The sequence below is a fragment of the Paenibacillus kyungheensis genome, from assembly GCF_028606985.1.
Taxonomy (GTDB): domain Bacteria; phylum Bacillota; class Bacilli; order Paenibacillales; family Paenibacillaceae; genus Saccharibacillus; species Saccharibacillus kyungheensis.
This window is the reverse complement of record NZ_CP117416.1, coordinates 3,183,419-3,197,854: the sequence shown is the minus strand read 5'-3', so window position 1 is coordinate 3,197,854 and position 14,436 is coordinate 3,183,419. Positions and strand designations below refer to the sequence as shown.

Annotated in this window: 13 protein-coding genes; 12 read left to right on the top strand and 1 reads right to left on the bottom strand. The window is 37.6% G+C overall.

Annotated features, from left to right (window positions below; genetic code table 11):
* Positions 1–19: 19 nt before the first annotated feature.
* Positions 20–1,825, top strand: a complete 1,806-nt coding sequence (gene cydD / locus PQ456_RS13635; protein ID WP_273612785.1) for a thiol reductant ABC exporter subunit CydD — start codon at positions 20–22, stop codon at positions 1,823–1,825.
* Positions 1,822–3,546: a thiol reductant ABC exporter subunit CydC gene (gene cydC / locus PQ456_RS13630; RefSeq protein WP_273612784.1), complete on the top strand. Its 1,725-nt coding sequence runs from the start codon at positions 1,822–1,824 to the stop codon at positions 3,544–3,546. Before cydD ends, cydC begins: the two co-directional genes overlap by 4 nt.
* A 77-nt stretch (positions 3,547–3,623) precedes the next feature.
* Here cydC and PQ456_RS13625 read toward each other — a convergent pair whose 3' ends face one another.
* Positions 3,624–4,565: a HEAT repeat domain-containing protein gene (locus PQ456_RS13625; protein ID WP_273612783.1), complete on the bottom strand. Its 942-nt coding sequence runs from the start codon at positions 4,563–4,565 to the stop codon at positions 3,624–3,626.
* A gap of 300 nt (positions 4,566–4,865) precedes the next feature.
* Here PQ456_RS13625 and PQ456_RS13620 point away from each other — a divergent pair, with 300 nt between their 5' ends.
* The 10 genes from PQ456_RS13620 (at position 4,866) to PQ456_RS13575 (ending at position 14,371) form a co-directional block, all read left to right on the top strand.
* A complete protein-coding gene (locus PQ456_RS13620; RefSeq protein ID WP_273612782.1) occupies positions 4,866–5,825 on the top strand; it encodes an NADP-dependent oxidoreductase in 960 nt (319 codons plus the stop codon).
* Between the two features lie 169 nt (positions 5,826–5,994).
* Positions 5,995–6,594: a nucleotidyltransferase domain-containing protein gene (locus PQ456_RS13615; protein WP_273612781.1), complete on the top strand. Its 600-nt coding sequence runs from the start codon at positions 5,995–5,997 to the stop codon at positions 6,592–6,594.
* A gap of 1,120 nt (positions 6,595–7,714) precedes the next feature.
* Positions 7,715–8,560 carry an NAD(+) diphosphatase gene (nudC, locus tag PQ456_RS13610; protein WP_273612780.1) on the top strand — a complete coding sequence of 282 codons (846 nt, stop codon included), beginning with the start codon at positions 7,715–7,717 and terminating at the stop codon, positions 8,558–8,560.
* Between the two features lie 320 nt (positions 8,561–8,880).
* Positions 8,881–9,369 carry an NUDIX hydrolase gene (locus PQ456_RS13605; RefSeq protein WP_273612779.1) on the top strand — a complete coding sequence of 163 codons (489 nt, stop codon included), beginning with the start codon at positions 8,881–8,883 and terminating at the stop codon, positions 9,367–9,369.
* Positions 9,370–9,475: 106 nt separating this feature from the next.
* Entirely contained in the window at positions 9,476–9,799 is a 324-nt protein-coding gene (locus PQ456_RS13600) for a hypothetical protein (protein ID WP_273612778.1), read from the top strand.
* 488 nt (positions 9,800–10,287) lie between these two features.
* Positions 10,288–11,073 (top strand): SDR family NAD(P)-dependent oxidoreductase, encoded by a 786-nt coding sequence (locus tag PQ456_RS13595; RefSeq protein WP_273612777.1) that lies wholly within the window; start codon positions 10,288–10,290, stop codon positions 11,071–11,073.
* A gap of 155 nt (positions 11,074–11,228) precedes the next feature.
* Positions 11,229–11,975 (top strand): SDR family NAD(P)-dependent oxidoreductase, encoded by a 747-nt coding sequence (locus PQ456_RS13590; protein ID WP_273612776.1) that lies wholly within the window; start codon positions 11,229–11,231, stop codon positions 11,973–11,975.
* 159 nt (positions 11,976–12,134) lie between these two features.
* Entirely contained in the window at positions 12,135–13,148 is a 1,014-nt protein-coding gene (locus PQ456_RS13585; RefSeq protein ID WP_273612775.1) for an NADP-dependent oxidoreductase, read from the top strand.
* A gap of 59 nt (positions 13,149–13,207) precedes the next feature.
* A complete protein-coding gene (locus PQ456_RS13580) occupies positions 13,208–13,741 on the top strand; it encodes a GNAT family N-acetyltransferase (RefSeq protein WP_273612774.1) in 534 nt (177 codons plus the stop codon).
* 57 nt (positions 13,742–13,798) lie between these two features.
* Complete coding sequence (locus PQ456_RS13575; protein ID WP_273612773.1) at positions 13,799–14,371, top strand: TetR/AcrR family transcriptional regulator; 573 nt, start codon at positions 13,799–13,801, stop codon at positions 14,369–14,371.
* Positions 14,372–14,436: the final 65 nt, after the last annotated feature.

Here is a 14,436-nt window from a genome sequence, read left to right as displayed (position 1 = left end):
GATAAAGGAGGACAGTGCTATGAGCAGAACATCCAGTCTTATCAGTGAACAAATGTCTTTACAGCGAAAAAATAGAGTTCTACTGATGATCGTTTCATTGATCTTAGGCATTACGATAATTACTCAAGCGGTATTATTAGCTGAAGTGGTGCAACGGATCTTTGTTGAAAAAGCATCTTTCTCATCAGTCACAGTATTACTAGGATTATTGCTGATTGTGATGGCATTACGGACATTATTGTTTTATAGCAATGGCAAAGTAGGGCTACATATGGCTGCTCATGCCAAAACGAATATGCGAGCGGCTGTTATACAACGCTTAACTCGCACGTCTATGCCTGGCATGTTAGTCGGACAGACCGGTGGAAAAGTCAGTGTAGCTCTCGATGCGGTAGATGAAGCAGACAGTTATTTTAGCCAATATATGCCTCGAATGATGGAAGCGGCTATTATTCCGATTTTAATTGTGGTATTTACATTTTCGCTTCATGTAAATACAGGCTTAATTATGATCTGTACTGCTCCATTTATTCCTTTATTTATGGTTTTGGTAGGGTTAAAAACAAAGCATAAGTCAGAAGAAAAGTATGAACAGCTAGCTGCATTTTCCGGTACATTTCTAGACTCTCTTCAAGGGCTAGTGTCGTTAAAAATATTCGGACGTGCGCATCATCAGCAACAACAGATTGAACGTAGTAGTCTAGGGTATCGTGATGCAACGATGAGTATTTTGAAAATTGCCTTTACCAATACATTTATGCTGGAATCTATAGTAATGCTGAGTATTGGTATTGTTGCTTTAGAACTCGCTATTCAATTGCTTGTTTTCAAATCGATGACTTTTCACAGTGCGTTTCTTATTTTGTTGTTGATCCCTGAATTTTATAGTTTATTAAAAAATACAGGAACTGCTTTTCATAGTGGTCGCACAAGTATGGGAGCTGTTCGTAAAGTAGAGCAGTTGCTAGCGGAATCCCGTATATCAGACTCAACAGACAACGAAATAGAAGAATCAGCAAGCACTATCAACAAACCAATAACAGAAGCGAGTAATCGATCAATTACAGCAACAGATTCTACACCGTTATTGATCGAGTTAGAGCAGGTGGGTTTTCAATATGCTCCTGATTCTTTTGAACTGGCGACAGGGCGAATTAAGATTATAGCAGGAGAACATATTGCTATCGTGGGCAAAAGTGGATCTGGAAAAACAACACTACTTCATCTCATTGCTGGCTTGCTCAAGCCTACCACAGGTTCGGTGGTGATCAACGGAAATATATTATCGCCATCTAACGAGTCTGCATGGTTCCAACATATTAGCTATATTACACAGCATCCTTATATATTTGCAGGGACATTTGCTGAAAATATTTCTATAGGAGCAGGGAGAGAAGTGACACGTAAGCAGATTCAACAAGCTGCCACAGAAGCTGGACTTACCCCGCTAATCGCTCAACTTCATCAGGGCTTAGATACGGTGATTGGAGAAGGGGGTAGAGGACTTTCAGGTGGGGAAAAACAACGACTTGCTCTGGCACGTGCTTTTCTCAAGCGACCGGATATTATTTTGTTCGATGAGCCTACGGTAGGATTAGATCTGCACACCGAGCAAATCTTGCAACGCTCTATTGCTATATTATCGCAAACAGCAACGATGATTACAGTAGCGCATCGATTATACACGATTCAAGATGCTGATCAGATCCTGTATATGGACAATGGGGTAGTAGTTGATTCAGGTCGTCATCATGAACTACTAGCTCGTCTATCTCCATATGCAGATATGGTGAATGTGCAACAAAAAGGAGTGGTAGTAGTATGAATGATCTCGCTATAATGTCCAAAGCGATGCTCCAAGAGCGCAAAGATATCATTCTTTCGATAGTGGGAGGATTTATTGCCGGCATCGCAGGAGTGGCTCTATTCTCAGCAAGTGGATATATGATCTCACAGACTGTATTTGCGCCACCACTATATACATTGATTATTCTTACTTCTATGGTCAAGCTATTAGGCCTGCTTCGAGCAGCAAGTCGGTATGGTGAACGTCTATATTCACACCGGGCAACATTTTCAATGTTAAGCCGATTAAGGGTCACATTCTTCGCCAAGCTTATTCCGATTACACCCGGTATATTGAACAAACGACGCAGTGGTGATCTGTTGGCACGCATCGTAGGTGATGTAGAAAGTCTACAACATTACTTTTTGCGTGTAGCTTATCCGCCTATTATTGCTATGACGGTCTTTTTGGCGACTATGTTATTTACTTCTGCTTTTTCAATCTGGATTGCTTGTGTATTAGTCGTTGGGATGTTATTAACAGCACTGGTGGTGCCAGGTATCGTACTGATCGGACAGCGCAAAATCAATGGACGTGTTCGCGAGCAACGAGCATTACTTTCTACAGAAGTAACTGAGGTACTATACGGCTTTCGAGATTTGAAAATTTACGGACAATTAACAGAGCGAGAGAAGCAACTGGAACAAGCGGCTACAATTTTAACCAAAGAACAACAACAAGCCGCTGACAATCTACTACGTGGACAATCTATGCATACATTTGTCTCCTTTTTTATTTCATGGAGTGTGCTGGCGTTGGGAGCATGGTTGATTATAGAGGGTACGCTTCAAGGTGTGTTTTTAGCTATGCTGATTATGGCTTCGATGACTGTTTTTGAAGAAGTGGCAGCGATGGCTACTTTACCCGCGTACAAGCAAGATAGTGAACATGCGGCTACACGACTAAATGAAACAGTAGGGCATACAGCTATACAACCTACATCATCAAAAAAATTATCTAACGATCAAGCTATTTCGATCGATGTAGATCAGGTGACTTTTCAATATGAAGATGAATGGAGACCAGCCTTACAAGAATTGTCATTACGTCTTGATGCAGGTTCCAAAACAGCAATTGTAGGAGCAAGTGGATCAGGTAAGTCCACGATAATCGATCTGTTACTCAAGCTTCGTACACCTATAGCAGGAACTGTACGATTAAATGATATATCTGTACAAGAACTGGATGAACAAAGTATCTGGCAGAACACGAATGTGGTATTACAGCAAGGGCACTTTTTTAGAGGGACTGTTCGTGACAATCTGCTATTAAGCGATGAATTATACTCGGACGAACAATTAATACAGGTACTGCATCAGATGCAACTTCCTCATCTTCTGTTAACCGATATGATCTATGAAAAAGGGGAAAATCTTTCAGACGGCGAAAAGCAAAGACTGGCTCTAGCACGTGCATTATTGCGCAAAGGACGATTATGGCTTCTCGATGAACCCACATCATCGCTAGATTATGTAACTGAACAACGTGTTTTACAACAACTTTTGGCGAGAGCGGCTGAAGATACTCTTCTGCTGATAGGGCATCGCCTGACTGGATTGGAAAAGATGGATCAGATTATAGTGATGGATCAAGGCAAGATGGTAGAGATCGGTTCGTATTCAGAACTTATGGAGAAACAGGGCTATTTCTATGAAATGAAACAAATCGAGTGGCAAATGATCGGAGAAGCGGCTATATAAAAAAAGTCCTTTTCTCAAGGGATATGTACAAAAGTTATTATTTCTTGAGAAAAGGATATCAATAAGTGGTTAGTATATCATTCAGCCAATAATTCGCTGAGCAACTTTTGCTCATGTTCAAATAGATTATCATACTTAGTGGTTCGCAGCTCTTGTAACCATTTCACTACAGCAGGATCGTCACTCGCTACACGATGGAGAAACGATATGCCATACATCAACTCGCTGATAAGATGTTGTCGACCTGCACGAGGTCTAGAAACGATAGATTTAACTCGTTTGAGCACTAGCTTGACTTGAGAAGGAGTGCCATGCTCGGCAATAGCTTTCATCGCATTCCATTTGACAGAAGACGATAAATCTTTGACTAAATGATGTTCAAAAATAGATAGATAATGATTGCCATCGAATGTAGACAACATATCAATACATAATGCACGAATATCGACTTTGTTGGAACGCAAATGAGGAACTAGGTAAGGAGCAGCCATCTGTAGGTTTACCTTTTGAATAGCCAAAAGGATATGAAATAAATCAAGATAGTTTTTGGATATCGATAATAGTTCAATCAGGCGTTCACCTACAACTTCACGATCACAACGACCTAATATTTCGATAGCATGATGACGTACTGAAGATTTTTTGGCATAAGACAAAGATAAGAAAGGTGTAGCATCTGGAATAAAGGGCACATAGGTAAAAGTATACAAAAGAACCATTTGTTCACGAGGAGGAGCAGCGCGGAAATACAATAACATTTTGTCTACAGCTCGTGTACCTTGAGTATGACATGCAAGATAACTCCATATAAAAAAGAGATGTTCGCGATCATTCACATCAGTAGTCTGTGTCCATACCTTGTCTACGATATCTATCCAATACTCTTCTTTCAATTGCTTGGCTTCTTTGCGAGCTTTCCAGCCTACACTATCGCCTGAACTTCTTACGGCTTGACCTTGTTCGTCGGTTTTGATACTCATCCGATAGATCAAGTCTTGTATGTAATTTATAGGTTCCATCGAATCGCCTCCTGTATGTTGAATGATTGCTATCCAACTTTTAAAACAAAGTAGAGTGGCACAATATGAGAAACTGTATATGAAACGATCTGATGGATTAGACCTCGATATAAGCTAATAGCCATACATTATGCTATAACAAGTGTCTATATTATACGATAAAAGGCTATTCTGTAGTGGTCTATCTTATTGTTCATTGTATTACATTCAAGTTAAGCGTAAAATAAATCTAATGAGCAAATATTTGTAAGCGCTTATTTATTGGAATGTGCTACTCAAAAAACCAAAGAGGTGTTCAAGATGCCAGCTCCAGAAATGATGCACGCGATAAGAGTTCATGCTTATGGTAATAGTGAAAAAATGCACTATGAGAACGTATTAATGCCGAAGATTGAAGCAGATGAAGTATTAATCAAAGTCTCGGCAACAGCCTTTAACCCGTTAGATCACTTGATTCGTATGGGAGTGGTGCAAGAAACGTTCCCTCATAAATTACCTTATATTCCGAATGTAGAAGTATCCGGTACCATTACAGAAATAGGCAAAAACGTGAAGAATGTAAAAGTAGGCGAACCTGTTTTTGCATTGTTAAATATTCTGTCTAATGGAGCCGCTGCCGAATATGTAGCGACCAAAGCAGAATATGTAGCGACAGCACCGAAAAAGATCAAACTTCCAGAAGTAGCTGCTCTTCCAGTGGGTGCCTTAACCGCATGGCAAGCGCTATTCGATCATGGTCATTTGGAAAGTGGACAACGTGTGTTAATCGCAGGAGCCGCAGGTGGAGTAGGTACATTAGCGGTACAATTGGCTAAATGGAAAGGCGCCTATGTGATCGGTACTGCATCCGAAGCCAGTTTCCCAATGCTTAAAGAAATCGGCATAGATGAGCTTATCGACTACAATCAAGAAATGGTCGAAGATCGTATTGAAGACAAGCTTGATCTTATTTTTAATCTATCGCCCGAAGGCACAAATGAAGTAAGCAACTGGCTTCATTTACTACGTGAAGGTGGAACATTCGTCTCGGTCACTAGCCCGGCAGATGAAGCCGTCGCTAAAGAGCTCAAAGTCAATGTAGTCAATATGAGCGTACAGCAAAGTGGAACACAATTGGCTCAGATTGCTGCACTTGCCGATGAAGGTGTGCTCAAACCTGTGATTGCTGAAAAAGTAAAACTCAAAGACCTCCCTGAACTGCATCACCGCGCAGAAGTAGGAACAGTTCGCGGTAAAGTGTTAATTACAGTAGCAGAATAATACGTACGGATAGTAAAACAAATACTTAAAAGTATCCCCTTTGAATATAAAGGGGATTTTTGTTGCTATAGTCATACAGAATAGCAATTGTGCGTATTGGATAATAGGATCAACACAAAAGACGTACTTTATTCCATGCATACGATACACCACAAAAAAAGGAGACATTATGGATATCCACAACTGGCAACCGCTTACTATAGAAGAAGTCAGCTTATTATTCCGAGATATATCAATTATCTGGGGGATTGCAGGAGGATGGGCTTTGGATCTACATGTAGGTAGACAAACCCGAGAACATAAAGATATCGATATTATCTTATTTCGCAAAGATCAGTATAAAGTATATCAATATTTGAGCAAAGATTGGATATTGTACAAAGCATATAAAGGCACATTAGAGCTTTGGGAAGGAGAACAGTTAGAGCAAGTGAATGATATATGGGTGAAAAAAGATGAGCATTCTGCATGGGCATTTCAATTGATGTTTGTAGATCAAGTGGATAAAGATTGGGTATATCGCAGACATCCGGAGATTCGTCGAAAAGCTAATGACATTTTTCTAACGACGACAGATCATATTCGCTATCTTCGACCTGAGATTCAGCTTCTATACAAAGGAGGCGGTGCAGTGATTCGAGAAAAGGATGATCTGGATTGGCAGATGATGCTTCCGCATTTAACAGTAGAGGAAAAAGAATGGATAGTATCTGGGTTGAAAGGACAGTTTCCAGAAGGACATCGCTGGTTAAAGACTGAAAGTATATGATGTGAATAAAGTATTCTTTTTATAATTTATAAAACAAATGTTATGATGAATAAAATTCATTTTAATCATTAAATGGATTTTATTACATATATTAAATTTTATATTTAGAAAGGAAATCGATGTATGATAATTATATTAAATATATTTGTTTGTCTCATCATTGGAATAGGTTTATCTGCGATTTTATATGGAGGTAATATAGAATTATCTGATGGATTTCTAGCTGTGATTATTGGCTTACTTATTCAATTAATTCACACTGTCAAAAAAAATAAATAATTATATTAAAAAGGTTATCTTATTTACAAATAATTCAATATTTTTTGCGAGAATTTTTATAACATCTATCTTCTAAATTTAAATCTAAATAGGAGATATATTAATAGTAGCATGATATTTTTAAAAAAATTAAAATATTTACATATATATAAGATAAAAATAATTGTACTTTGTTAAGATCTGCAAAAAATGTATCACTATCTGTTGCAGACATCATGCAATTCGTCGAAAAGCTAATGACATTTTTTTAACGACGACGGATCATATTCGCTATCTTCAACCTGAGATTCAGCTTCTATAATAAAGCAGGCAGTGCAGTGATTCGGGAAAAGGATGATCTAGATTGGCAAATGATGTTGCCACATTTAACAATAGCGGAAAAAGAACGGGTGGTGTCGGGGTTGAAAGGACAGTTTCCAGAAGGACATCGATGGTTAAAAATATAAAATTGAAAATGATATGAGTAATGTAAATCGAACTCTTTGAAATAAGCAAAGAAACAATCAGTACAGAATAGGTATACCAATAATACAAAGTTACAACATGAACTTCCCTATACATATTGTATACGCAGGTGGAATAGGAGAAGAGGATCAAGGCAATACTTTGTCAGCTAAGACTCAGCATAATGGTTGGGTATATTCTGGTGGCATCATCTTATTAGATAGTAAGTTATTGTACACTTGCTACCAGTAAATTTCATCTGAACTAGCACCCTTTTCCTAGATAATGTAAAGACTTATATATTGAAGTTTGATCCCTTCTGTTCTTAGGGTAAACTAATGATGTACAACATATCATAAATGACGTAAAAAGTACGTACATGAAAGGTTCTGAGCCCATGCAACCGACAATTGAAAGTATTTATAAACGATATAGTCCTGCACTTCGACCTGTAGAGCAGGAAAACTCCATAGGGTACTGGTTTATCTTTCGCGGGAACCAACTACTTGTTCATGAAACAGGCGACTTATTGGCTGTTCCAGTTGGAGATCGTCTGGACAAGTATGAATTAACATCTAGCCGCACACTCTATCTCGGTTCGATCGAAGGGGCTTCCTGTTATACAGCTGAAGTCGCAGAAGATAGTACCGTACCGGAAGGGATGGTTTTTCTACCTCTCTTTGCCCTATATGATCGAATTGATGAAGATTTGTTCCATGTTGCCGGACGTGGTCTGCAAATGCTCTCATGGGATGCAACAAACCAGTTCTGCGGACGCTGTGGCAATGCGCTGAATCATGCAGATCATGAGCGTAGCAAAGTTTGTCCAAATTGCGGATTGTCCCATTATCCTCGTCTATCACCTGCTGTGATTACGATTATTTTAAAAGGCGATCAGATCTTGCTCGCTCGTGCAGGTCATTTTCCAAATAACATGTACGGTCTGATTGCAGGCTTTGTAGAACCTGGAGAGACACTAGAAGACTGTGTACAACGGGAAACAATGGAAGAGATCGGCATCAAAATCAAAAATATTCGCTATTATGATAGTCAACCGTGGCCATTCCCACACTCACTTATGATCGGATTTATCGCTGAATATGATAGCGGCGAGATTCAAGTAGATGGTGAAGAGATCGCCGAAGCGAAGTGGTTCCATGCGAACGAACTTCCTAATATTCCACCGCGAGTTAGTATTGCACGTAAGATGATTGACTGGTATGTAGAAGAATATAAAAGCTAGATAAAATGTGAAAGTAGCAGCTCTCCGGTATCTATACGAACCGAATAGTCTGCTGCTTTTATATTTTCATTTTTGCTTACTATAGCTATATTTATGCCGAAGAAAACGATGGATACATTTTATCTAATATTTATCATGATTTCTCTATTAAATGGTAGAGGAAAAAGAATATGTAGTATCTGGGTTGTAAGAATAGTTTTTATAAGAACATCGATGGTTGAAAAATTTAAGATGAGATGAGTAATATAAATAGAGCGTTTGCAAATAAGCAAAGAAAAAACCAATACAGAACAGGTATATCAATAATAGGAGGTTACATAATGAATTTCCCGACACATATTGTATCTGCAGGTGGAATAGTAGAAGATGGTCAGGGTAATATTTTGTTAGTTAAGACACAACACGATGGTTGGGTATATCCTGGTGGAATCACCGAAGTTGGAGAGAATTTGATTGATGGAGTAATACGTGAGATCAAAGAAGAAAGTGGAATCGATGCAACCGTAGTTCAGCTTATAAGCATTATTTCAAATACGGGAATACCTAAATGGCATGATGGCATAACAGATGTACCAACAAAAGTAATGTTTGATTTTGTATGTAAATGTGAAGGAGGAACATTAACAACTTCTGACGAGACCAGTGATTGTAAATGGATTCCAAAAGAATCGGTTCTCGATTGGATAACATTACCGTCTATTCGTTTTCGTTATCAAGCGTATTTAGACTTTAGCGGGTCAGTAAATTATATATCTTATGTTACAGACGAAGAATCAGAATTAGATGTGCATTTGCAAAGAAACGTGTGATACGTATACATATCATACAATTGATACGTTTTAACCTATTACCGTATGTTGTTCTAGCCAGTATACTGATGATATTACATATTAGTGTACTGGAGGACATCTACATATGAAGCCAATCTGGGTCGTTCCGCATGAAAAACATTTACAATATCATCATGATAAAGCTCTTCTCATTGATGGTCATTATGCTATCGTAGGCAGTGGACATACAGCCGATTCTCATATTCATCTGGTACAGGTCGAACCTACAGATCACAAGGATATTTATAGAGCCGTACATAGTCATCAATATATTAAAGTGGCTTGTGGTGAAGATTCTATAGAACAATTGGAAAAGGTAGTCCATCATCTACAAACGATCTCTGCCTATACTTTGCTAACAGAATGGTATAATATGGAAGAATGTAATTTTAATATTCTAATCAAATAGATGATAAGTAGAACAATAACCAAAGAGTTTGATAACAGTTACATAGTCGTTAGCATACAACAAATAGAGCATAGAAAGGAGAATAGTACATGTTCAGAAGTAAACAGTCTAAAATCTTATTAGTGGTTGGCATCATATTTCTATTATGGTTGGTATTAGTTTTTGTAGTTCGCAATGTGAGTGCAGGTGCTTGAGAACTAAGCTTAATTCAATCATACAGGTAGTGGTAAAAGAAAGTCTTTTGCTAATAAAAGCTAGAGGCTTTCTACTTACAGAAATCATATAAACAATTTTTAAAAATAATACTTTACCGATCGTTCTCAATATGATAAAGTTCTAAATAAGAAGTTGCTAACTAACCATATAACAACCACCTTCCTACAACAATAACATTTTCCAACAGCAAGCTTTATTTTTTTATCCTTATTAGAATGATCGTTCTTAAAAAGGTTTTAATATTAATTATGAGCTGAATAGGAGTTATAACTATGAAAAAAACAGTATTGATTACAGGTGTATCTGGCGGGATTGGGAAAGAATTAGCTAATCTATTTGCTAAAGACGGATATAATCTGGTGTTGGTCGCACGTAATGAAGCGAAATTGCAAGAAATGGCGAAAGATTATGAACAAAAACATGGTACACATTCTATCGTTATTCCCAAAGATGTATCGGTTACAGGTGTACCGGAAGCTATTTTTCTAGAGTTAAAAGAAAAAGGAATTGTGGTAGATTATCTTGTGAATAATGCTGGATTTGGCTTATACGGGAAATTTTTAGAAACAGATTGGGAACAAGAAACCAATATGATCGATATAAATATCAAAGCGCTAACGATTATGACCAAATTATTTGTACCGGATATGGTGAAGCGAGGACAGGGCGGCGTGATGAATGTAGCTTCATTAGTAGGCTTTTTCCCTGGACCGATGATGTCTGTCTATTATGCAAGCAAAGCGTATGTATTATCGTTCACAGAAGCACTTGAAAATGAATTAAGTGGAACAGGTGTAACCGTGACTGCACTTTGCCCGGGAGTCACAGCTACAGGATTTGTAGATCGTTCAGGTATGGGCGCATCTAAAATGATACAAAATGGTTCTATTATGAAGCCAGACGAAGTTGCCCAAATGGGATATCGCGGATTTTTGCGAGGAGATACTATTATTATACCGGGAGCACGTAACCGCTTTTTAGCATTTAGCCCACGATTATTACCACGCAAATGGATCACTCGTATTGTAAGATCGATGCAAGATCGAGCCGGTCACTAAGCAGTTCATAGACACCCGTGAAGCTGTGAAATAATACTTTACCGATCGTTCTATAAATGATATGCTTATAGCGAACAAGAGAATAAGAATAGCTTATAACCAAATTAGAACGATCGTTCTTGAAAGCAAAAATAGAACTAAAGGGAGTAACTAAAATGAAATATACTGTTATTACAGGAGCTAGCTCAGGAATAGGTTATGAAAGTGCATTGGCATTTGCTGCTAAAGGAAAAAATTTGATTATTGTAGCAAGAAGAGTAGACAAGTTAGAAGAGCTTCAAGCCAAAATTAAAGAATTACATCCAGAATTAGATGTAGTGGTTGTTACAAGTGATCTTTCTGTTACCGAGCAAGCTTATGAGCTATACAATAACTTGAAAAATTATCAAATCGAAACATGGATCAATAATGCAGGGCTTGGAGAAGGTGCAATGGTTGTCGATCAAAATCTAACAAAAGTCGAAACGATGTTACGAGTGAATATAGAATCTTTAACGATTCTGTCTACCCTTTATGTTAGAGATTATGCAAATGTTGAAGGTACTCAATTAATTAACGTATCATCAGCACTTGGATATATTATTGCTATAGGAACTGTAGCATACTCTGCTTCTAAATATTATGTAAGTGCATTTACGGAAGGGCTTGCTAAAGAGTTAGAACTCAAAGGCGCTCATCTCAAAGCTAAAGTATTAGCACCTGCTATTACAGAAACAGATTTTATCAAAGTATCTAATGATGTGGAAGACTATCAATACGAGAACAATATTCCTAAATACCACACAGCCCAGCAAATGGCAGGATTCATGGTTAATCTGTATGAAAGCAATGAGACTGTAGGTATTGTTGATTCAGAGTATAACTTTAAATTAACAGCACCTATCTACCCTACGATCTCATAATTTTGTTAATGATCGTTAGATAGTAAATGATGCGTATTAGAGCTCTATTATGAATACTATTGCAAATGACGTACAACTTGAGAATTGTACGTCATTTTTATTCTATACATGAACCGTTATTGATGTATTTATTATGAGAAAAAGGATGCTGATCCAGATATGAAGCGCACTATGAAAGCCGCTCAGATTACGAAATATTCTAAACAAATAAAAGCACAAGTGAACACTATTGAAATTCCAGATATTGCAGATCATGAAGTACTAGTTAAAGTCAAAGCCGCCGCTGTGAATCCACTGGAAATGTTAATCATGACAGGCAGTGTCAAATTCATTCAAGACTATAATTTTCCGCTCACGATCGGCAATGAACTGGCAGGTGTGATTGAAAACGTAGGCAAAAATGTACATGGATTTCAGGTAGGCGACGATATTTATACACGTTTACCTTTGAACAAAATAGGTGCCTTTGCAGAGTATGTCGCTGTAGACGCGGGTGCTATTGCACATATGCCCAAAAATTTGTCTTATGCAGAAGCATCTGCGGTAGCATTGACCGGACTTACGGCTTATCAAGGACTACATGAAGAACTAGAAGCAAAGTCGGGGCAGTCTGTTTTTATTCCAGGTGGATCAGGTAGCTTTGGTCAAATCGCTGTCCCTATCGCTAAAGATATGGGATTACAAGTCATCGTAAGCGGTAACGCACAGACACGCGAACGTACACTACAAATTGGTGCAGATCGATATTTGGATTATACGAAAGAAAACTATGTAGATGTTTTATCCCAGATTGATTATGTAATCGATACGTTAGGAGCAGAAGAATTTGATAATGAATTACAAATTATCAAGCCCGGAGGACGATTACTTTCTCTTCGTACAGGACCTAATAAACGTTTTGCAGAGGATCAAGGCTTCCCATGGTGGAAACAAAAACTTTTTGGTGCTGTTGGTGCCAAATTCGATAAAAAAGCGAAGCAAAAAGATATAGAATATCGCTTTATTTTTGTTCGTTCAGACGGTACACAATTGAAAAAAATTACGGGAATCGTTGAAAAAAATGATATCGTTCCACTTCTTCATCCTCAATCATTTACGCTAAACGATATCAATAAAGCATTAGAGCTTGTAGCCAATGGTCGACCAAAAGGTAAAGTTATTATACAATTCTGATACGTTCAGTTTTGTAGACTCTGGAAGCTGAATATTTAGAGATTGAAGGAGGCTACACATTGAATCGTATTAGAATTGAATTGATAACAGAAGCAACCAAAGATTGTTTGCAATTACCTAATGAGACATTTTATTTGTTTGGTGAATTAGTTGTGACAAAGCCTAATGATACATGGGAATATCAAGAGAAATACTTTGATGAGATCAAAGAAAAAATATTTCCAGAAGAGAACTATTCATTTGCCAAAATCGATCAGGATGGTTTTGCTATAGTTGCATTTGATCATGATATCTGTGTTGGACTGGCTGTATTTGAGATCGAATGGAATAAATATTGCTATCTTAGTGATCTGAAAGTAAATCAAAAATATCGTAGAAGTGGTATCTCTAAAGACATGCTTGATTTGGCAATGACTATATCCAAAGAAAAGAATTGTAAAGGTTTGAGTACTATTGCTCAATCGTATAATCTCGCTGCTAACAAATTCTATTTAAAATATGGGTTTGAAATCGGCGGTTTGAATAATAAAAGCTATCATTTTACATCTGAACGAGGCAATTCTGATATTTATTACTATTTGGATTTTGAATAAGTCATAGGTTTGCTGATCGTTCACTTCCCTATATAATAAATAAGCGAGGTGAAGACAATGGCAAGGCATAAAGAATTTGAAATTAATGAAGTATTAGATAAAGCGATGTTTTTATTCTGGACGCAAGGATATGAGAAAACATCGATGCAACAATTGGTTGATACGATGGGAATTCATCGAAGAAGTATTTATGATACGTTTGGAGACAAACACGCTCTGTTTATTCAAGCACTACAACGGTACAAATCTCTTCAAGCAGAACGATTACAATTGTTAATAGAAAAACAAGCACCTGTTAAAGAACTGATGCGACGGTTTCTAACCACTATGGTGGATAACAAAGATTTTCCTAAAGGATGTATGATGGTGAACTCGGGTGTGGAGCTAGGTATACTTGATCCCGAAGTATCTACCTTTGTAGAAAATGGCTATACACAAACAGAACAATACTTGCGTGAGCTACTTCTGATCGGTCAAAATAACGGTGAAATAAAAGCGGATGTTGATACCGAATTTCTCGCTCACTATTTTATGAATGCATGGTTAGGTTTGCGTGCTATGGTCAAAACAACAGCAGACCAGCAAAAATTAAACGGTATTATTGATACAACATTACGTATTTTGGATTAATACAATATCATAATGGGGTATTCAACCAACCATAACAGCCTAACAAGTCGCTATCGCAAGAGAGT